This window comes from Nocardiopsis algeriensis (assembly GCF_014203695.1).
GTDB classification, from domain to species: Bacteria; Actinomycetota; Actinomycetes; order Streptosporangiales; family Streptosporangiaceae; genus Nocardiopsis; species Nocardiopsis algeriensis.
In genome coordinates this window covers 64,605-83,362 of sequence record NZ_JACHJO010000008.1, presented here as the reverse complement: position 1 = coordinate 83,362, position 18,758 = coordinate 64,605, and the positions used below count along the sequence as shown (strand labels likewise).

The 18,758-nt window shown below is 70.3% G+C and carries 19 protein-coding genes; 10 read left to right on the top strand and 9 right to left on the bottom strand.

The window, feature by feature from the left end; all coding sequences use genetic code 11:
• Positions 1–11: 11 nt before the first annotated feature.
• Complete coding sequence (locus FHS13_RS13915) at positions 12–758, bottom strand: FadR/GntR family transcriptional regulator (RefSeq protein ID WP_343065031.1); 747 nt, start codon at positions 756–758, stop codon at positions 12–14.
• A gap of 126 nt (positions 759–884) precedes the next feature.
• Here FHS13_RS13915 and FHS13_RS13910 point away from each other — a divergent pair, with 126 nt between their 5' ends.
• The 7 genes from FHS13_RS13910 to FHS13_RS13880 all read left to right on the top strand — a co-directional run bounded on the left by FHS13_RS13910 (position 885) and on the right by FHS13_RS13880 (position 8,919).
• The gene (locus tag FHS13_RS13910; RefSeq protein WP_343065030.1) at positions 885–2,462 is read left to right on the top strand and encodes an ABC transporter substrate-binding protein; all 1,578 of its coding nucleotides are present in this window, start codon (positions 885–887) and stop codon (positions 2,460–2,462) included.
• Positions 2,463–2,523: 61 nt separating this feature from the next.
• Positions 2,524–3,474: an ABC transporter permease gene (locus tag FHS13_RS13905; protein WP_184292277.1), complete on the top strand. Its 951-nt coding sequence runs from the start codon at positions 2,524–2,526 to the stop codon at positions 3,472–3,474.
• Between the two features lie 4 nt (positions 3,475–3,478).
• The gene (locus tag FHS13_RS13900) at positions 3,479–5,431 is read left to right on the top strand and encodes a dipeptide/oligopeptide/nickel ABC transporter permease/ATP-binding protein (protein WP_343065029.1); all 1,953 of its coding nucleotides are present in this window, start codon (positions 3,479–3,481) and stop codon (positions 5,429–5,431) included.
• Positions 5,428–6,408 carry an oligopeptide/dipeptide ABC transporter ATP-binding protein gene (locus FHS13_RS13895; protein WP_343065028.1) on the top strand — a complete coding sequence of 327 codons (981 nt, stop codon included), beginning with the start codon at positions 5,428–5,430 and terminating at the stop codon, positions 6,406–6,408. Before FHS13_RS13900 ends, FHS13_RS13895 begins: the two co-directional genes overlap by 4 nt.
• On the top strand, positions 6,405–7,334 hold the full coding sequence (locus tag FHS13_RS13890) for a dihydrodipicolinate synthase family protein (protein ID WP_184292275.1): 930 nt from the start codon (positions 6,405–6,407) through the stop codon (positions 7,332–7,334). Before FHS13_RS13895 ends, FHS13_RS13890 begins: the two co-directional genes overlap by 4 nt.
• A complete protein-coding gene (locus FHS13_RS13885) occupies positions 7,331–8,236 on the top strand; it encodes an ROK family protein (RefSeq protein ID WP_184292274.1) in 906 nt (301 codons plus the stop codon). Before FHS13_RS13890 ends, FHS13_RS13885 begins: the two co-directional genes overlap by 4 nt.
• On the top strand, positions 8,233–8,919 hold the full coding sequence (locus tag FHS13_RS13880) for an N-acetylmannosamine-6-phosphate 2-epimerase (protein ID WP_184292272.1): 687 nt from the start codon (positions 8,233–8,235) through the stop codon (positions 8,917–8,919). Before FHS13_RS13885 ends, FHS13_RS13880 begins: the two co-directional genes overlap by 4 nt.
• 35 nt (positions 8,920–8,954) lie before the next feature.
• Here FHS13_RS13880 and FHS13_RS13875 read toward each other — a convergent pair whose 3' ends face one another.
• Together FHS13_RS13875 and FHS13_RS13870 are read right to left on the bottom strand one after the other, a co-directional pair.
• The gene (locus tag FHS13_RS13875) at positions 8,955–9,416 is read right to left on the bottom strand and encodes a hypothetical protein (RefSeq protein WP_184292270.1); all 462 of its coding nucleotides are present in this window, start codon (positions 9,414–9,416) and stop codon (positions 8,955–8,957) included.
• Between the two features lie 187 nt (positions 9,417–9,603).
• A complete protein-coding gene (locus FHS13_RS13870; protein ID WP_221442937.1) occupies positions 9,604–11,085 on the bottom strand; it encodes a DHA2 family efflux MFS transporter permease subunit in 1,482 nt (493 codons plus the stop codon).
• A 94-nt stretch (positions 11,086–11,179) separates the two neighbouring features.
• On the opposite strand from FHS13_RS13870, the gene FHS13_RS13865 reads away from it, so the two are divergent.
• Positions 11,180–11,785, top strand: a complete 606-nt coding sequence (locus FHS13_RS13865) for a TetR/AcrR family transcriptional regulator (protein ID WP_184292268.1) — start codon at positions 11,180–11,182, stop codon at positions 11,783–11,785.
• A gap of 203 nt (positions 11,786–11,988) precedes the next feature.
• Here the strand turns inward: FHS13_RS13865 and FHS13_RS13860 are convergent, their stop codons facing one another.
• From FHS13_RS13860 to FHS13_RS13850, 3 genes are all read right to left on the bottom strand, one after another.
• Positions 11,989–12,144, bottom strand: coding sequence for a hypothetical protein (locus FHS13_RS13860; RefSeq protein ID WP_184292266.1), 156 nt, complete (start codon positions 12,142–12,144; stop codon positions 11,989–11,991).
• A gap of 715 nt (positions 12,145–12,859) precedes the next feature.
• Positions 12,860–13,342, bottom strand: a complete 483-nt coding sequence (locus tag FHS13_RS13855) for an ATP-binding protein (protein ID WP_184292264.1) — start codon at positions 13,340–13,342, stop codon at positions 12,860–12,862.
• On the bottom strand, positions 13,339–13,731 hold the full coding sequence (locus FHS13_RS13850) for a hypothetical protein (RefSeq protein WP_184292262.1): 393 nt from the start codon (positions 13,729–13,731) through the stop codon (positions 13,339–13,341). Before FHS13_RS13850 ends, FHS13_RS13855 begins: the two co-directional genes overlap by 4 nt.
• Before the next feature lie 646 nt (positions 13,732–14,377).
• Between FHS13_RS13850 and FHS13_RS13845 the strand changes: the two genes are divergently transcribed.
• Together FHS13_RS13845 and FHS13_RS13840 are read left to right on the top strand one after the other, a co-directional pair.
• The gene (locus tag FHS13_RS13845) at positions 14,378–14,797 is read left to right on the top strand and encodes a Fur family transcriptional regulator (RefSeq protein ID WP_184292260.1); all 420 of its coding nucleotides are present in this window, start codon (positions 14,378–14,380) and stop codon (positions 14,795–14,797) included.
• Between the two features lie 63 nt (positions 14,798–14,860).
• Positions 14,861–16,366, top strand: coding sequence for a catalase (locus tag FHS13_RS13840; protein ID WP_184292257.1), 1,506 nt, complete (start codon positions 14,861–14,863; stop codon positions 16,364–16,366).
• 76 nt (positions 16,367–16,442) lie between these two features.
• Here FHS13_RS13840 and FHS13_RS13835 read toward each other — a convergent pair whose 3' ends face one another.
• From FHS13_RS13835 to FHS13_RS13825, 3 genes are all read right to left on the bottom strand, one after another.
• Positions 16,443–16,820, bottom strand: coding sequence for an ankyrin repeat domain-containing protein (locus FHS13_RS13835; RefSeq protein WP_184292256.1), 378 nt, complete (start codon positions 16,818–16,820; stop codon positions 16,443–16,445).
• Positions 16,821–16,849: 29 nt separating this feature from the next.
• A complete protein-coding gene (locus FHS13_RS13830; protein ID WP_184292527.1) occupies positions 16,850–17,953 on the bottom strand; it encodes a DUF418 domain-containing protein in 1,104 nt (367 codons plus the stop codon).
• A gap of 89 nt (positions 17,954–18,042) precedes the next feature.
• Entirely contained in the window at positions 18,043–18,696 is a 654-nt protein-coding gene (locus FHS13_RS13825) for a TetR/AcrR family transcriptional regulator (RefSeq protein ID WP_184292254.1), read from the bottom strand.
• Positions 18,697–18,758 lie beyond the last annotated feature (62 nt).

The following is an 18,758-nucleotide window of genomic DNA, read 5'->3' as shown; positions in this document are numbered from 1 at the left end:
AACGTCCCGCCTCAGACTGCGGGGCGGGCGTCCTCCGGGGGGACCATCCTCTCCAGGTGGGTGAGGAGCGGTGCGTAGTGGTCGGCCACCGCGGCCACGAAACCGGGGAGGTCCCGGCGGTGGGCGGCGTCGATGATGGCCCGGTGCGCGGCGGCGGTCTCCCGGGCGTCCTCGTCGGTGGTCAGCAGGAGCGGTGCCACGATCGCCTGTACGTCCCAGAAGGCCCCCGTGAGCTGGGTGACCAGCTGGTTGTGCAGGGGTTTCAGCAGCATAAGGTGGAAGGCGCGGTCCTCTTCCACGAAGCTCTCACCGCGTTCGGCGGCCTCCTCCATCCGGGTGACGAGTCGGCCCAGGGCGCGGTGCTGCTCGTCGTTGTAGGCGCGGATGACGGCGTCACCCAGGCCCTGCTCCAGAACCTTGCGCACACTGACCAGCTCGGACAGGGTGGCGAAGTCGTCCCTGCTGCTGAGGCGGCCCCGGAAGGTCAGGCTCTCCACCAGGGCGTTGAGTGAGAGCCTTCCCACATAGGTGCCGTGTCCGTGGCGGACCTCGACGATGTCCAGTGCTCCGAGTCGCTTGATCGCCTCGCGCACGCTGGAGCGGCTGGCTCCCAGTTCGGCGCAGAGTTCCGTTTCGGTGGGCAGGGGGTCCCCGGGGGCCAGTCCGTTGCGCAGAATGAGGCTCTTGATCTGCTCTGTTACCGCATGGCTGCGAAGAGGACTTCGGGGCGTCATCGATTCGATCAAGTCCTCGGTCACGTATTGACCCCTTTCCTCTTTCGTGTCTAAAGTCTCATCCTACAGTCATCGGACATCAGACGTCATACAGGCCACATTCCCGGGGCCTGTCTCTCATCCCCCAGCAGCGCGACTCAAGGAGCGATCGTGTCCCACCTCGACCTCGGAACCATGGAGCGTCGGCGCTTCCTCCAGTTCATCGGTGCGGCAGGAGCCGCCACCGCACTGGCAGGAACGCTCAGCGCGTGCGGCGGCTCGTCCGGGGAGGAGGCGGCGAGCGCGGTCATCGAGGCCGGCATGTCCTACACGCTCTCCACCGGCTTCGACCCCATGACCGCCACCGGTGCCCTCCCCCTGGCGGCCAACCTGCACGTCTTCGAGGCGCTCGTCGACCTCGACCCCGTGACGCGCGAGCCCTACGCCGCACTCGCCGCCGACATGCCCGAGCAGGTGGACGAGACCACCCTGCGCGTCACGCTGCGGGAGGAGGCGGTCTTCCACAACGGCGACGCCGTGACCACCGAGGACGTCGTCTACAGCTTCGAGCGGGTGCTGAACCCCGACAACAACTCGCTCATGGCGCAGTTCATCTCGTTCATCGAGAGCGTGAGCGCGGTCGACGAGTCCACCGTCGAGATCAAGCTCAAGCACCCCTTCGCCCTGGCTGCGGACCGCCTCGGCGTGGTCAAGATCGTGCCCAAGGCCCTGGTCGAGAGCGACCAGGAGGCGTTCGACGCCAAGCCCGTCGGCTCCGGCCCCTACGCGCTGGAGTCGGCCAAGGCCGGCGACAAGATCGTCTTCAAGCGCTGGGAGGCCTACAACGGCCCCCGTCCCGCCGGGGCCGAGGAAATGCTCTGGTACCTGCTGGACGACCCCAGCGCCCGCGTCACCGCCCTCCAGTCCGGCCGGGTCAGCGTCATCGAGGACGTCCCCTACCTGGACGCCGACGGCGTGGCCGCCAGCGCCAAGGTCGAGCAGACCCAGTCGTTCGGCCTGCTCTTCCTCATGTTCAACTGCGCCGAGGCCCCCTTCGACGACAAGCGCGTCCGCCAGGCCCTCCACTACGCGGTCGACCACGAGAAGATCATCGAGACCGCCATGATGGGCGGCGCCTCGCCCGCCACCGGCTACCTTCCCGAGACACACCCCGACTACCGCGAGGCCGGGACCGTCTACAGCTACGACCCCGACCGCGCGCGCGAGCTGCTGGAGGAGGCAGGGGTCGACGGCCTGGAGATCGACCTGGTCACCACCAACACCGGCTGGGTCAAGGACGTCGTGCCCCTCATCAAGGAGAGCTGGGACGCGATCGGCGTCACCACCACCCTCGACATCGGTGAGTCCGGCGGCCAGTACGCCAACAAGGTCGAGAGCGGCCAGTACCGGGTCATGGTGGCACCGGGCGACCCGTCGGTCTTCGGCAACGACCCCGACCTGCTGCTGCGCTGGTTCTACGACGGCCAGTGGCCCGAGAACTTCTACTACTGGTCCGACACCGACGAGTCCGCCGAGGTCATCGAGCTGATGGACAAGGCCGTCCGCGCCGCGGACGAGGGCGAGCGCGCTGACCTGTGGGCGAAGGTTGTCGACATCATCTCCGACGAGGTGCCGCTCTACCCGCTCCTGCACCGCAAGCTCACCACCGCGTGGAAGGAAGAGGCCCTGGAGGGCTTCGAGCCGATCCCCACCACCGGCCTGTCCTTCCTGGGCACCAGCCCCGCCTGATTCCCGCGCAGGGGCCGGCCCCTCCGGCCGGCCCCTCCCCTCCCTGAGGAGAAATCCACCGATGCGCGTCTTCGTGCGCCTCGCCCTGCGCAGGTTGCTGGTCCTGCCGGTGATGCTCCTGGGCGTCTCCATGCTGGTCTTCGTCGTTCTCCAGTTCTCGCCGAACGACCCCGCCTACAACGCCCTGGGCGTCGGCGCCAGCGCGGAAGCCCGGGCCGCCTACGCCGCCGAGCACGGACTCGACCAACCCCTGCCGGTGCAATACGTCCGCTTCCTGGGCCAGCTGCTCCAGGGAGACCTGGGCATGACCGCGCCCCCCGCCACCCCGGTCTCCGAGCGGATCGCGGACGCCTTCCCGCTGACCCTCCAGCTCACCCTGCTGGGCATGGGCGGTGCCATCGTCTTCGCCCTGGCCATGGGCCTGGCCGGTGCCCTGTGGCGGGACCGCTGGCCCGACCAGGTCACCCGGGTCGTCTCCATCGCCTGCATCGCGCTCCCCCCGTTCTGGCTGGCGATCCTGCTCATCCAGCAGTTCTCGCTCGGTCTCGGGCTCTTCCCCACCGGCGGCTACGTGCCACCTGAGGACTCGATCTGGAAGTGGCTGGTCGCGCTGACCCTGCCCGCGGCCTCGGTGGCCGTCCCCATCGGCGCCCAGCTGTCCCGGCTGGTCCGCACCTCGATGGTCGAGGAGCTCGACCGCGACTACGTGCGCACCGCGACCGGCAACGGCCTGCCCCGCTGGCTGGTGCTGCGCGGCGCGCTCCGCAACGCGCTGATCACTCCGATGACCGTGCTGGGCTGGCGGTTCGGATACGCGATGGGCGGCGCCGTGGTCATCGAGACCATCTTCAACCTGCCCGGTATGGGCCAGCTCCTGCTCATCGGTGTGACCAACGGCGACGTGGCCCTCGTCCAGGGTGCCGTGCTGACGGTCGCCATCGCCCTGCTCGTCGTCAACCTCGTCATCGACCTGCTCTACGTCGTTGTCAACCCACGGATCCGAGAGGTGTGATCACGTGCGCCCACGGCTCGCATCCCGCCTGACCGGGCTCACCCGGTCCGCCCGACCACCCCGCCTCTCCTTCCCGGCGAAGTGCGCGCTGGTGGTCATGCTGGCGATCTGCGCACTCGCGGTCACAGCTCCCCTGTTCGTGCAGGATCCCCTGGCCACCGGGACCCCGGTCCAGCCTCCCGGCCCCGACCACTGGTTCGGCACCGACCGGGTGGGCCGCGACATCTTCGCCCGGATTGCCCACGGAGCCCGCTACTCGCTGCTGATCGGCCTGGGCGCGACCCTGGTCGCTCTGGTGGTCGGCGGCATCCTCGGGGGCATCGCCGCCACGTCCCACCGCCTGATCAACGAGTCGATCATGCGCGTGCTCGACGTCGTCATGGCCTTCCCCGGCATCGCCCTGGCCGCCGTGCTCATCGCGGTCTTCGGCAGTGAGATCCCCGTCCTGATCATCGCCATCGCGATCATCTACGTGCCCTCGCTGACCCGTGTCGTACGCGCCAACGTCCTCGCCCAGTACGGGGAGGACTACGTCGCCGCCGAACGCCTCATCGGGGCGCGCCGGCACTACATCCTGATCAAGCACGTCGCCGTCAACTGCGCGGCGCCGATCATGGTGTTCGCGACCATCCTGGTCGCCGACGCGATCGTCTACGAGGCCAGCCTGGCGTTCATCGGCGCCGGGATCCAGGACCCGCTGCCCAGCTGGGGCAACGTCATCTCCTACGGTCGGCAGATCCTCCTGTCGGGTGCCTGGTGGGCCACCTTCTTCCCGGGCCTGGCCATCCTGCTGACCGTCCTCTCCCTCAACATCCTCGCCGAGAGCCTCACCGACGCCTGGGCCGCACCCAAGGCCGCCGTGCGCGCCGAGGAGGCCGAGGCCAAGGAGGCCGAAACCACCGCTCCCGAGGCCACCGAGGAGCGGGACGAGACGCTGGCACGCCTGGCCGCGGTGGTCCGGGAGCGGGAGGAGAGCGCTCCGCCGGTCGCCGAGGACGCGCCCACCCTGCTCTCCGTCCGCGACCTGCGCATCAGCTTCCCCAAGAGCCACGGGGACGCGTCCGTGGTCGACGGCATCTCCTTCGACGTCCGCGCCGGGGAGACCCTGGGCCTGGTCGGCGAGTCGGGGTGCGGCAAGAGCCTCACCAGCCTCGCCCTGATGGGGCTGCTGCCCCGCCAGGCCGAGGTCGAGGGGCAGATCCTCTTCGACGGCAGGGACCTGCTGACCCTGTCGCCCAAGGAGCGGCGCGCCTTCTCCGGGCCGGAACTGGCGATGGTCTACCAGGACGCCATGTCCTCCCTGAACCCGTCGGTGATGGTCGGTACCCAGCTGCGCCAGCTCACCAGCCGGGGCGGGAAGCAGAGCCCCGCCGAGCTCCTGGAGCTGGTCGGCCTGTCCCCGGACCGCACCATGCGCAGCTACCCCCACGAGCTCTCGGGCGGCCAGCGCCAGCGCGTCCTCATCGCCATGGCGCTCTCCCGCAGCCCGCGGCTGCTCATCGCCGACGAGCCCACCACCGCCCTGGACGTCACCGTGCAGGCACAGGTCGTGGAGCTGCTCGGCCGCCTGCGGGAGGAGCTCGGGTTCGCGATGGTGCTGGTCTCGCACGACCTGGCACTCGTCGGGGAGATGTCCCACCGGATCGCCGTCATGTACGCGGGCCAGCTCGCCGAGATCGGCCCGGTCCGGGACCTGATGACCCGGCCCCGCCACCACTACGCGCGCGGAATGCTCGCCTCGGTGCTGTCCCTGGAGGCCGGCGCCGAGCGCCTGCACCAGGTCCCCGGTGTCGTGCCCGCCGCGCACGACTTCGGCGCGGGCTGCCGCTTCGCGGGGCGCTGCCCCGCGGCCGGCCCCGACTGCCTGACCGCACCGCCCGCCCTGACCGTGGACCGGCCCGGGCACGAGTACGCGTGCCTGCACCCCGCGACGGCCGCCGAGGGAGTCCTGCTGTGACCGAACCGATCGTGGAACTCGACGGTGTCCACGTCGTGCACACCGCCCGCACCGGAGGTCTGCTGAAGCGCGACAAGGTCTACGCCCTGACCCAGGCCAGTGTCCGGGTCTCCCGGGGCGAGGTCCTGGGCATCGTCGGCGAGTCCGGCTGCGGAAAGTCGACCCTGGCCAAGACCGCCATCGGCCTCCAGCGGCCCACCGCGGGCACCGTCCGCTTCCGGGGTGAGGACCTCTGGGCGATGCCCGCCGCCCGGCGGCGGAAGGAGTTCGGCGCGGCGATGGGGGTGGTCTTCCAGGACCCCTCCACCGCCCTCAACCCCCGTATGTCGGTGCGCCGGATCCTGCGCGACCCGCTCGACGTGCACCGTCGCGGCACGAGTGCCGAACGCGAGGCGCGCGTCGACGAGCTCATCTCCCTGGTCGGCCTGCCCGGACACGTGGGCGCGGCCGTCCCGGCGCAGCTGTCCGGCGGCCAGCGCCAGCGGGTCGCCGTGGCCCGGGCCCTGGCCCTGGAACCGGACGTGATCGTCGCGGACGAGCCGACGAGCGCACTCGACGTCTCCGTCCGGGCCCAGGTGCTCAACCTCCTCGTCGACCTGCGGGCCCGGCTGGGCCTCGGGATGGTGTTCGTGTCCCACGACATCCAGACCGTGCGCCACCTCGCCGACCGCATCGCGGTGATGTACCTCGGGCGGATCGTCGAGGAGGGCCCGGCCGAGCAGGTCGTGGCCGAGCCCCGGCACCCCTACACCCGCGCCCTGTTCTCCGCGACGCCGAGCCTGCTCCAGCGCTCGGAGCGAATCCTTCTCCAGGGGCCCGTCCCCTCCGCCACCGCACCCCCTTCCGGGTGCCCGTTCCGCACCCGCTGCTGGAAGGCCACCGACGCCTGCGCCGAGGCCTATCCCGAGAGCGAGTCCGAGGGCGGCCACACCTGGCACTGCATCCACCCCGAAACCACAACGAGGAGCACCGCATGAGTCAGCGCACACCGGCGTACACGGGTGTGGTCCCGCCGATCGTGACCCCCATGGACGCGAACGGGGAGATCGACACCGCATCGCTGGAGCGCCTGGTCGACTTCCTCGTCGACGCGGGGGTCACCGGGATCTTCGCCCTCGGCAGCTCGGGCGAGTCCGCCTACCTGACCGAGGCCCAGCGCGACACCGTCCTCGATGTCATCGTGGGAGCCGTGTCGGGACGGGTTCCCGTTCTCGCCGGCTGCATCGAGACCACCACCCACCGCGCTCTGGACCGGGCGCGCTCCGCCGCCGCGCGGGGTGCCGACGCCCTGGTCGCCACCGCGCCGTTCTACACCCGGACCCACCCCTCGGAGATCGACCGCCACTTCCGGGAGATCGCGGCCCGCACGGAGCTGCCGCTGCTGGCCTACGACGTCCCCGTGTCGGTGCACAGCAAGCTGGACGCCGACCAGCTCCTCGCCCTCGCGGCCGACGGCGTGATCGCCGGGGTCAAGGACTCCAGCGGCGACGACCCCGGCTTCCGGGACCTGGTGATCGGGGCCCGGGAACTCCCCGAGTTCTCCGTGCTGACCGGGCACGAGGCCGTCGTCGACGCGATGATGCTCATGGGCGCCGACGGGGTCGTGCCCGGGCTCGGCAACGTCGACCCGGCCGGCTACGTGCGCCTGCTCCAGGCCTGCGAGAAGGGTGACTGGGCGGCGGCCCGGGAGGAGCAGGAGCGGCTCATCCGGCTGTTCCGCATCGTCCGCGCCGTGGAGCCGGGCACCGCGGGCGGCTCCACCGCCGGCGTGGGCGCGTTCAAGTGCGCGCTCGCCCTGCTCGGCGTGATCGACGACGCCACGCCGGCGCTGCCGATGCGCCCCTTCACCGAGGTGGAGACGGGTCGCGTGCGCGCCGTCCTGGAGGAGGTCGGTCTGCTGTGACCCCGGTCGCGGCCGCCGTCGACATCGGCGGCACGAAGATCGCGACGGCGGCGGTCGCGGCCGACGGCACGGTCACGGGGTACCGCTCCGCCCCCACTCCTGCGGAGCGGGGCCCCGAGGCCGTTCTCACCACCGCGGCCGACCTCGTGCGCGAGTCCCTCGGAGACCGCGAGGCCGTCGGCGTCGGCGTCGGCAGCGCGGGGGTGATCGACCCCGCCAGTGGGCTGGTGCGTTCGGCCACGGACGCCCTGCCCGGCTGGGGCGGCACCGACCTGCGCGGCGGGCTGGCCCGGGCCCTGGGACTGCCGGTCACCGTCGCCAACGACGTGCACGCCCACGCGCTCGGCGAGTACTGGCTGGGTGCGGCCCGCGGGCACGCGACGGTCCTGTTCGTCGCGGTCGGCACGGGTGTGGGCGGCTCGCTGCTGCTGGACGGACGGATCCACCACGGCGCCCGGTCGGCCGCCGGCCATGTCGGGCACGTACCCGTGGCGGCCGCGGCCGGACGCCGCTGCCCCTGCGGCGCGGACGGACACGTCGAGGCGGTGGCCTCGGGACCGGCACTGCTCCACGAGTACCGGGAACGGGGCGGATCCGCCCCCCGACTCCAGGAGGTCGTGGCGGCGTCGGAGCACGACCCGCTCGCGCGCACGGTCCTGACGGAGGGCGCCCGCGCCCTGGGATCGGCCCTGGCCGGACTGGCCAACACCGTCGACCCGGACGTCGTCGTGATCGGCGGCGGGGTCGCCGAGGCGGGGGAGCTCTGGTGGGAGGCCCTGCGGGAGGAGACCGCGCTGGGGCTGGTACCGGCGCTGCGCGGGCTGCCGGTGGTGCCCAGCGGGCTGGGGTCGGACGCGGCGCTTCTGGGCGCCGCACACATGGTGTGGAGGGAGCACGGATGACAGGGACCGCTCTGCTGGAGACTCTGCGCGGCGGTGTGGTGGTGTCCTGCCAGGCCTACCCGGGCGAGCCCATGCGCGATCCGGACACGATGGCCCGCGTCGCGATGGCGGCGCGGGACGGGGGTGCGGCGGGGATCCGCGCGCAGGGGCTGGAGGACATCGCCCGTATCCGGGCCTCGGTCGACCTGCCGCTGATCGGCCTGGTCAAGAAGGGGTCCTCGGGTGTCGTGATCACCCCGACCTTGGCCACGGCGCTGGACGTGGCCTACGCGGGCGCCGACGTCGTGGCGATCGACGCGACCGGCCGTCCCCGGCCCGACGGCAGTACGCCGGCCGACATCATCAAAGCGGTGCACGAGGAGACCGGCCAACTGGTCATGGCCGACGTGTCCACCCGTGACGAGGGCCTGGCCGCCCGGGATGCCGGCGCGGACATCGTGGGGACGACCCTGTCGGGATACACGCCCTCCTCCCCCAAGACCGAGGGTCCCGACCTCGACCTGGTGGAGCAGCTGGCCCGCGACCTGGACGTGCCGGTGGTCGCCGAAGGGCGGATCCACCGCCCCGAACAGGTCACCGAGGCCCTGTCCCGGGGCGCCCATTCGGTGGTCGTCGGCACGGCGATCACCCACCCCACCACGTTGACCGGCTGGTTCGTGGCCGCGGCCCGACCGGGCCGCTGACCCTTACCGGGAACGTGACGGACCGGAGCGGGGGGTCAGGCCTCCTGCTCCGGTTCCGCGGCGGTCGGGGCGCACCGGTTGCGACGGCGGCGCGCCTCGCGCAGGGAGATCCCCACGATGCGGGTCGCGGTGAACGCCGCGAGCACGGCTAGCGGGATCACGAGTGCGGTGGCGGGCTGCCGGATGGGACGGTAGCGGGCGCCCTCACCGTCGATCACGAGGAATCCGGCGGGCCTGGCCCGTACGAGGCCTCCGGAGAACCGTCCCTCCCCGAGCGACGTGAACAGGCGGCCGGAGCCCTTGCCCCTGGTCGTCAGCGTGCTGATCCGCGCCACGGGGACGACCGTGGCACCGCCCGACACCACGGGGGCGCCGAAGACCGCCTCGGCCGCGGCCATCGCGATCTTCCCCGGTCCGGGGACCGGAGCGGCCCTGCCCCTGCCGGCTCCCCGGTCGCGAACCGCGCCGCGCACACGCCGGCCGACATCTTCCCGCATGGCACGATCCCTTCTCCGGGGTGAACACAGGCCCTCACGCTACAGCGCCCGGACCCCGGCCACCAGGGGCCGGGGTCCGGGGAAGGCACGTCCGCTCGGCACACCGCGCCGGTAGCCGCAGAAGGCGCCATGGGCCGGCCGGAAGACCCGGTCGGCCCCGCGGCACCGAGGAGTCAGGCGCTGTTTCTCAGTCGCCGGTCCTCAGCCGCCGGACGAACGGGGCGCACACCACCGCAACGAGGCCGAGGACACCGCCGACGACGAACGCGTCCTGCGTGCCGAGCACCTGGGCGGCCGCGGAACCCGCACCGGATCCGGCCGCGGCCGCCGCACCGATGGACATGGCCGCGATGAGCACGGCGGTACCCGCGGCGCCCGCGAGCTGTTGAAGGGTGTTCACGATCGCGCTGCCGTGGCCGTAGAGGTCGCGCGGCAGAGAGCTCAGGGACAGGGTCATCAGCGGGGTCATCAGCATCGCCATGCCGATGCAGAACACCACGTGCATGGCCACCACGGTGCCCAGGCCGGTGTCGCCGTCCAGCATGCTCAGCCACCACTGGCCGCCGGCCAGCAGGAACGCACCGGGGATCACGAGGGGGCGCGGGCCCACCGCGTCGTAGACGCGGCCGAACAGCGGCGACAGCACGCCCTGGACCAGGCCGCCCGGCAGCAGGAGCAGTCCGGTGGTCAGGACACCGACGCCCAGACCGTTCTGCAGGTAGAGGGGCAGCACCATGACGGTGCCCAGCATCGTGGCCATGCAGACGAACACGACGACCAGGGAGACCCGGAAGTTGTGGACGCCGAACGGGCGCAGGTCCAACAGGGCCTTCCCCGTCTTCTGCAGGCCGGTCTGGCGCACGACGAACACCGCCAGTGCGGCCAGGCCGGCCACCAGGGTCAGGACGGGCATCCGGTCGCCCTCCAGGAGGGTGCTGATGGAGGAGAGACCGTGGACCAGGCCGCCGAAGCCGATCACGGAGAGCAGGACGGAGAAGACGTCCAGCGGTGCCTTGCGGGTCTCCCCCGAGGTGCGGATGCAGAAGAGGCCGAGCACGAGCGCGAGCACGGCCACCACCAGCATCAGACCGAACACCCAGCGCCAGCCGAGGGAGTCGGCGATGACGCCGGAGACGGTGGGGCCGACGGCCGGGGCCACCGAGATCACCACGGAGTTCAGGCCCATCACCGTGCCGCGGTGGGCGACCGGCACGGAGGTGAGGGTGGTGGTCATCAGCAGGGGCAGGATGATCGCGGTACCGCAGGCCTGGATCACACGGGCCGGCAGCATCACGGCGAAGCTCGGTGCGACCGTCGCCAGCACGGTGCCCGCGATGAACAGCAGTAGCGCGGCCGTGAAGAGCGTGCGCGGGGTGAACCTCTGCAGCAGGAAGCCGGTCGTCGGGATGACCACCGCCATGGTCAGCATGAAACCGGTGGTCAGCCATTGGATGGTGGTCGCAGAGACCCCGAAGTCCCCCATGAGCTGGGGCAGCACGACGCTGAGCACGGTCTCGTTGAGGATCATGATCAGCGCGGAGACCGCCAGCGCACCGATGACCAGGGCGATGCCCCTGGCCGAGTCGGGGCCCGCGGGCCTCTTCTTCGTCGGGAGCTGCTCCCGGTTGTCGACGATCGACATGGACACCTTCTTGTCGGAGCTGGGCAAGCCTCCATAATGACATTTTGTGCCAACTTGGCATAAGCTGACACAAGGAGGTGTGTCCATCGTCACTCTCGGTCCTCGTGCTAGGAAATAACCCATGAACGACGACGCCTCCCTCGACCTGCGTGCCCGCCGCCGTCTCGGCACACGCCAGGACATCCACCGGGCAGCCCTCGAGCTCTTCGAGGAGCAGGGTGTCCGGGAGACGACCGTCCAGCAGATCGCCGAGCGGGCAGGCGTCTCACCCCGCACCTTCTTCCGGCACTTCTCCGCCAAGGAGCAGGCGGGACTGCCCGGCCACCACCGCCTGTTCGGAGTGATCGACGAGCTGGAGTTCGAGGGTGAGGATCCTGCGGCAGCCCTGCGGGCCGTCGAGACGGCGGCCGAGGCGGTACTGGGGCGCGCGAACGACCCCGAGCTGGAGGAACACCGCCGCGTCGCACGGCTGCTGGCGCGCGAACCCGAGCTCCAGGCACTCGCCGCCTCCCAGGAGCAGGAGCTGACGGCGCACCTGCGCGCCCGCCTCACCGAGCGGCTCGGGGACCGCGATCCGCTGACGGCGCTGCTGGTCGCGGAGGTGGCCGTGGCCGTGTGGCGCACCTGCTGGCAGCGCTGGGGCGAACTCGCAGCCGCGGGCGGTGAGGCCGAACCCGCGGAGGTCTATCGCCGCTGCCGAGAGGAACTGCGCCGCGTCACGAGCTGACCCTCCGGGGAGGCGGCGGTCCGGGGCCGGGCCCGCGGATGCCCGGACAGCCGTGACGCCTCTGTGCCGAGCGGCAGGCCGACAGGTCTCCTCGGCCTGCCGTCTGCTCGCTCGATCTTGCTCCCAGGGGCGACCTCGGCGGGGGTCCCGTCCACCGGGAGCAGGATCACCAACGACCGGCCGGCTTGTGCCGGGACGCTGGGTCAGTCGAAGAGGTCCTCGGGAGCCTGGACGGCGACGGCCTTGGGCACCCAGGCCTCCAGCACACCCAGATCGGTGCAGGACCGGATACGGGCGCGGACCTGGCCGGAGACGGTGAACCCGCGGGCCTCCAGAACCCCGATCACACTACGGGCCACAGCCCCCCGGCCTTCCTCACATCAGCCAGCGCCTTTTCCTCCCGTGATCTTGTACCTACGACCACTTTCACTGAATGCGAGAGGGCGGCAAGGCAGGGTGAAGTTGTCACTAGATACAAGATCACGGGAAATAAGACACAGTCGAGAAAGGAAGCGCCGACTTCCCAGTCGGGTTGAGATCCCAGGGGTCTCAAGGGTCTCAGGGTTTTCTCCTGGCTGGTTCGGTTCGGGGGCTTCCTCACCTCGGCCAAAATTCGGCCTTCCCCTCTGGCCAGAGGGTTTTCTTGCCGTGATCTTGTACTTGCGGACACTTTCGCTGCATGCGGGAGGGCAGGAAAACGGGGCGAGGTTGGCGCTAGGTACAAGATCACGGGAAATAAGACACAGCCGAGAAAGGGAGCGCCGACTTTCCAATCGGGTCGAGACCCCAGGGGTCTCAAGGGTCTCAGGGTTTTCTCCTGGCTGGTTCGGTTCGGGGCCTTCTTCGCCTCGGCCGAAATTCGGCTTTCCCCTCTGGTCAGTGGGTTTTCTTCCCCTGATCTTGTACCTACGGACACTTTCGCTGAATACGGAAGGACAGCAGGGTGGGGTGAGGTTGGCGCTGGGTACAAGATCACGGGAAATAAGACACATCCAAGAAAGGGAACGCGGGTTTTCTGGGTGTGGAGGCAAGGGGGTGGGGACTCCTCGGAGAGGTCGAGAAGTCCCGGCTGTGTCAGCGGGTGAAGATGTAGGGCTTCAGGCGCGGTGGGGGTGTGGTGCCGTCGGGGAGGGGGATGAGGGCCCAGGTGGAGGTGCCCAGGTCGGCCCAGGGGCAGGTGAGCGAGTATCCCCAGGCTGTGGACAACTCCTGGACCATGAGGAGTCCGCGTTGGCCTTCGGCCTCGTCCCATTCGGTGGCGGTGCGCTCAGTCGGGATCTGCGGGACGCGGCCGCTGCCGCCGTCGTCGGTGAAGCCCAGGCGCAGCAGGCGTCCGCGGCGCAGGCACAGGGTGCGGAGAACCTGGCCGTTTTCCTGGCCGGAGGCGGTGTACTTGCAGGCGTTGGCGAACAGCTCACTGGCACACAGCACCAGAGTTTGGACGGCATCGTCGGGGAAGCCGGCCAGGTCGGTGGCCAGGTCTTGGCGGACCTGCCTGAGCTGGGACAGGTCGCCCGGGTAGGTGCGGTGTTCCCAGAAGGCGCGCTGCACGCTCATGCGGGCACCCCCATCTGGAGGTTCTGCCGCTGGACGTGCCACATGCGGGTGAGCTGGGCCAACTCTCGGTCCAGCTCGGCCTCGTCCACACGGTGATGACGGCCCCGCGCAGGGACAGGCGCCGGTACCGACACCGGCGCAGATACAGGCTCGGGGAGGGGGACGGTTTCGGCGGCGAGCAGGTCGCCCTCGGGGGTGCGTGGCTCCGGAAGCTGGGATGCCTGGGGCGGCCGGGATGGCTGGGGCTTCTGCTGCGGCTGGGTGTCTGCCTGGAAGGCGGCGCGCATGCGGGCCACGTGCTTTTCGTGGGCCTCGTAGTAGGGCCGCACCAGCGCCACGTCATCGGCGCTCAGCAACCGGCGGGGCTCGGACAGACGGGGCTCAGCCAATCGGGGCTCTGCCAAGCGGGGCCGGGGCCGGGAGGGCTCGGGTGTGTGTCGCGAAGCGGTCGCCGGGGCGGGGTCGGCGACGTAGCGGCGAACCCGCGTCGACCTGCGGCGACGGGAGAGGAGACCGGAACCGCAGTGGCGGCCGCGGGACGGGAGGATCAGCGCCAGGAGCGTACCGAGGGTACGGCTCACAAGCGCAGCACTAAACTGGTGCACGCTGGCAATCCTTTGGTTCAAATGGGTGAATTGCTGGCCACGACCCCGGGCGCTGTCTAACGTCGCGGGGTCACGTCATTGATGTCGGACGTGGAGAAAAGCGTAGAGGATACGAGGGGCGCGGAGCGAAGTAATGGAGAAGAAATTCGAGGATTCTCCTTATCCGCAGGTCAGACCCCCTGGAGAACTTTCCTTGCAAATGCCACCAATGGTCTTTATGCGGACATTCTCCTGACCGTCCACCATGCAAGCGCTCCGCCCGCATAGTCCCCCCGCGACCGCCGTCCGGCGCGCCTCCCCGCGAGGGACCCGCCGCGCATGCCCCATCCGCCTCACTCGACACCCCGGACACCCCGCACACAACTGTGACTGTGCTCACATTTTACACCTTTATTTGGAACCGTTCCAGAAAAGGTGCTTGAATGAGCGCATGCCGCAGACCGAACTCGAAGCTCTCCTGAGGGAGGCGTCACTACGTGTGACCCGCCCCCGGGTCGCGGTGCTCGAAGCTCTCCAGGCACATCCGCACTCGGACGCGCAGTCGGTCGTCGAGGCCGTCCGCAGCCGACTCGGCAGCGTGTCCACGCAGGCGGTGTACGACGTGCTCAAGGCCTTGACGGACGTCGGACTCGTCCGGCGCATCGAGCCCGAGGGGTCCCCCGCCCGTTACGAGCGCCGTGTCGGTGACAACCACCACCACGTCGTGTGCCGGGACTGCGGCGCGATCGCCGATGTGGACTGTGCCGTCGGCTCGGCTCCCTGCATGGCGGCCTCGAACGACAACGGGTTCCAGATCGTCGAGGTCGAGGTCACCTACTGGGGCGTCTGCCACGACTGCCGCAAGGCATGACAGCCACGGTGGCGGTACCCGTCACCCGTCACCCGTCACCCGAAGACACAGAACGAGGATGAGATGTCACCGGACAACACCAAGCCGATGACCACCGCTGCCGGCGCACCGGTGGCCAACAACCAGAACAGCCTCACCGCCGGCCCCCGCGGCCCGATGCTGCTCCAGGACCTCTGGTTCCTCGAGAAGCTGGCGCACTTCGACCGCGAGGTCATCCCCGAGCGCCGCATGCACGCCAAGGGTTCAGGTGCGTTCGGTACCTTCACGGTCACCAACGACATCACCAAGTACACGCGCGCCGCCATCTTCTCCGAGGTCGGCAAGCAGGTCGAGACCTTCACCCGCTTCTCCACCGTCGCCGGTGAGCGCGGTGCCGCCGACGCCGAGCGCGACATCCGAGGCTTCGCCACCCGCTTCTACACCGAAGAGGGCAACTGGGACGTCGTTGGCAACAACACCCCGGTCTTCTTCTTCCGCGACCCGCTGAAGTTCCCCGACCTCAACCGCGCCGTCAAGCGCGACCCGCGCACCAACATGCGCTCGGCGGAGAACAACTGGGACTTCTGGACCAACCTCCCCGAGGCCCTGCACCAGGTCACCATCGTCATGTCCGACCGCGGCATCCCCGCCAGCTACCGGCACATGCACGGCTTCGGCTCGCACACCTTCTCGTTCATCAACGCCGAGGGCGAGCGCTTCTGGGTCAAGTTCCACTTCCGCACCGAGCAGGGCATCAAGAACCTGACCGACGAGGAAGCCGCCAAGCTGGTCGGTGAGGACCGCGAGTCCCACCAGCGCGACCTCTTCGAAGCCATCGAGCGCGGCGACTTCCCGAAGTGGAAGCTGTACGTCCAGGTCATGCCCGAGGCCGAGGCCGAGGACTACCGCTTCCACCCCTTCGACCTCACCAAGGTCTGGTCGAAGAAGGACTACCCGCTCATCGAGGTCGGTGTCCTGGAGCTCAACCGCAACCCGGAGAACTACTTCGCCGACGTCGAGCAGGCCGCCTTCAGCCCGGCCAACCTCGTCCCCGGCATCAGCATGTCGCCCGACCGCATGCTCCAGGGCCGCCTGTTCTCCTACGGTGACGCCGCCCGCTACCGCGTGGGCGTCAACCACCACCAGATCCCGGTGAACTACCCGCGCGGCGCCAAGCTGGTCAACACCTACCACCGCGACGGCGCCATGCGCGTGGACGGCAACCAGGGCGGCGTCCCCGGCATCGAGCCGAACTCCTACGGCCGCTGGCAGGAGCAGCCGCAGTACGCGGACCCGGCCCAGGCCGTCGGTGCCGTCGCCGACCGGTTCGACTACCGCGAGGACGACGACAACTACTACGAGCAGCCCGGCAACCTGTTCCGCCTGATGACGCCGGAGCAGCAGCAGGTGCTGTTCGAGAACACCGCCCGCGCGATCGACGGTGCCTCCGAGGCCACCATCGAGCGCCACATCTACAACTGCACGCAGGCCGACGCGGCCTACGGCGAGGGTGTCCGCAAGGCCATCGAGGCCCTGAAGGCCGGCAAGCTCTCCGCCAGCGAGCCCAACCCGGACAACACCCCGGCCTGACCCGGATCCGGTCGGAGCAGCAGAACGCCGGGCCGGTGCGACCGCTTCACGCGGCCGCGCCGGCCCGGCGCCGCTGTCAGGGCAGCAGGTCGGTGCGTCCGAACATCTGCGCCGTCTCGCGGGCACTGGGAGTGCCCGTGTCGAGGTCGGCGCCCGCCTCGACCAGGGCCGACACCACTTCGTCCTCGCCCTTGAAGATCGCTCCCGCGATCGGTGACTGGCCGCGTCCGTTGGCCAGGTCCACGTCGGCCCCCCGCCCCGCCAGGGCCCGCACGGTCTCGGCGTGCCCGTGGTAGGCGGCGAGCATGAGAAGCGAGTTGCCCTGGCCGTCCTGGGCGTCCACGGGCAGTCCGTGGTCGAGGAACTCCAGCAGTTCCGCCGTCTTCCCCTCCCTGGCGAGGTCCATGGCCAGCTCGACGACGCGTTCGGTCTGCTCAGGAGTAAGTCCGCTCATGGATCCCATGCTAGAACGCCTCCCCCTGTTCAGCGCCTCTGCGGAACCCGTGCCAGCACGGCCTTCTGCAGGGCCTCCAGGGGGCCGTGCCGGAAGCGGCGCAGCCACAGCGCGGATCCGGTCAGCAGCAGGGCGCACACCGCCGCCCACAGCCCCATGACCCACCACGGGCCGGTGCCCTCCAGGCGCTGGGCCAGACCCAGCCCGAAGCCGTAGCAGACGAGCATGCAGATCGTGTTCTGCATGACGTAGCCGGTCATCGCCATCCGGCCCAGGGAGGACACGGCGGTGACGGTCCGCCCCTGCGGGTTCGCGCGGTCGACGATCCGGCCGACCAGGCCGACCAGGCCCAGGGCCACGACGGGCGCGGCGGCGTAGCGGTCGACGAAGAACAGCTGCGGTCCGGCCAGCGCGGTGGCGGCGTTGAGCGGGACGCCGACGCCCAGCCCCCACACGAGCAGCCGGCTCCGGAGGCGGCGTCCGATGTCGTCGGCCCCGAAGGCCCCTGCCCGGAACAGGCGCACGCCCAGCAGGAACATGAAGACCATCATGGGGAAGGTGATGACCGGTTCGGCCCGCAGGACGAGGGCGTTGTCGAGCCGGAAGGCGATCTGCTCGAGGTAGCCACCGTGCGCGTACAGGTCGACGATCTCGCCGGGCACCCGGTCGCCCCCGCTGATCGACGCCGTGCTGAGCAATCCGAGAAGGACCAGATGCAGGGCCAGGGCGGCCCACATCACCGCGTTCTGTGCTCTCTGCGAGCGGGTGAGCAGCCAGGCCACCAGCAGCGAGGTGACCGCGTATCCCATGAGCACGTCGGCCGCGAAGACCAGCGTGAAGTGGACGAGCCCCTCGGTGAACAGGAACAGCGCCCGCCATCTGTAGGGGCCGGGCCAGCGCCCGCCCCGCCGGGCGGCGGACGCGAACTGGATTCCCAGGCCCACCCCGAACAGCAGGGTGAGCAGCGACAGGAACTTGCCGTTGGCCGCGAGGGCGAACAACCCCTGGGCCAGAGCGGCCGAGGAGGGCTCCTCGAGAAAGCGGGCCATGGGGCTGACCGCATCGGTGAACAGCATGTTCGCCTCGCCCCCGGGCGCGGCGAACAGCCACACGTTGGTGCCCAGGGTTCCCATGATGGCGACGCCGCGCAGGACGTCCAGCAGCGGCAGGCGGGCCCCGGGCGCGGGTCGCCCGTGTGCCCGGGCCGTGTCGTGTGCGGTGGTCACGGTGTCCCCCTCGGGGTGTCGTGTGCGGTGGTCGGGGGGCTCCCGGGGGCCTGGAGAAGCCGGTCGAGGTAGGTCCGGAGCGCGGCGCGGGAGGACTCTCCCGTGAAGTCGCCGTCGGTGACGAGGCAGTGCACGGTCAGACCGTCCACGAAGGCGACCAGGGCGGCCGCCTCTGCGCGGGGGTCCGCGTCCTCGGGGAGCTCGCCCGTGCGCCGGGCCTCCTCCATCGCACCGGTGAGGGCACCGAGGAGCCGGCCGGTGGTCTCCTTGTGCAGTCGGGACATCTCCGCGTCGGCCAGGGTGGCGGGCAGGAACTCCGTCCAGACGACCAGCTCCCGGCGCCTCTCCTCGTCGAGGGGCAGCAGCGTCTCACCGATCAGGGCGAGCCGGTCGCGCACCGCGGCGACGGGGCCGTGTTTCTCCGCCAGGGCCAGCAGACGGGCCTCGCTCCGGGCGTACATGTACTCCACGCCGAAGCGCAGCAGCTGCGCCTTGGAGCGGAAGTAGCTCTGGACGAGCCCGACGGAGACGCCGGCTTCGTCGGCGACGTCGGCGAGGGTGGTCCGTGCCAGGCTCTTGGCCCCCACCACCGCCATGAGTGCCTCGGCGACCTGGTTCCGCCGCTGTTCGTGGTCCGCTGTCCGTGCCATGAAAAAAATAATACAGACATATTTTTATGGCACAACCCCGCGGCGGCACCGCTTCGGGTCCC

What these genes read in the sequence shown, in the direction of transcription:
- FHS13_RS13890 (WP_184292275.1), top strand. Translation starts at nt 6,405, where the DNA reads ATGAGTCAGCGCACACCGGCGTACACGGGTGTGGTCCCGCCGATCGTG.
- FHS13_RS13905 (WP_184292277.1), top strand. Translation starts at nt 2,524, where the DNA reads ATGCGCGTCTTCGTGCGCCTCGCCCTGCGCAGGTTGCTGGTCCTGCCG.
- FHS13_RS13835 (WP_184292256.1), bottom strand. Translation starts at nt 16,820, where the DNA reads ATGAGCGGACTTACTCCTGAGCAGACCGAACGCGTCGTCGAGCTGGCC.
- FHS13_RS13840 (WP_184292257.1), top strand. Translation starts at nt 14,861, where the DNA reads ATGTCACCGGACAACACCAAGCCGATGACCACCGCTGCCGGCGCACCG.
- FHS13_RS13855 (WP_184292264.1), bottom strand. Translation starts at nt 13,342, where the DNA reads ATGAGCGTGCAGCGCGCCTTCTGGGAACACCGCACCTACCCGGGCGAC.
- FHS13_RS13880 (WP_184292272.1), top strand. Translation starts at nt 8,233, where the DNA reads ATGACAGGGACCGCTCTGCTGGAGACTCTGCGCGGCGGTGTGGTGGTG.
- FHS13_RS13865 (WP_184292268.1), top strand. Translation starts at nt 11,180, where the DNA reads ATGAACGACGACGCCTCCCTCGACCTGCGTGCCCGCCGCCGTCTCGGC.
- FHS13_RS13825 (WP_184292254.1), bottom strand. Translation starts at nt 18,696, where the DNA reads ATGGCACGGACAGCGGACCACGAACAGCGGCGGAACCAGGTCGCCGAG.
- FHS13_RS13830 (WP_184292527.1), bottom strand. Translation starts at nt 17,953, where the DNA reads ATGGGAACCCTGGGCACCAACGTGTGGCTGTTCGCCGCGCCCGGGGGC.
- FHS13_RS13875 (WP_184292270.1), bottom strand. Translation starts at nt 9,416, where the DNA reads ATGCGGGAAGATGTCGGCCGGCGTGTGCGCGGCGCGGTTCGCGACCGG.
- FHS13_RS13845 (WP_184292260.1), top strand. Translation starts at nt 14,378, where the DNA reads ATGCCGCAGACCGAACTCGAAGCTCTCCTGAGGGAGGCGTCACTACGT.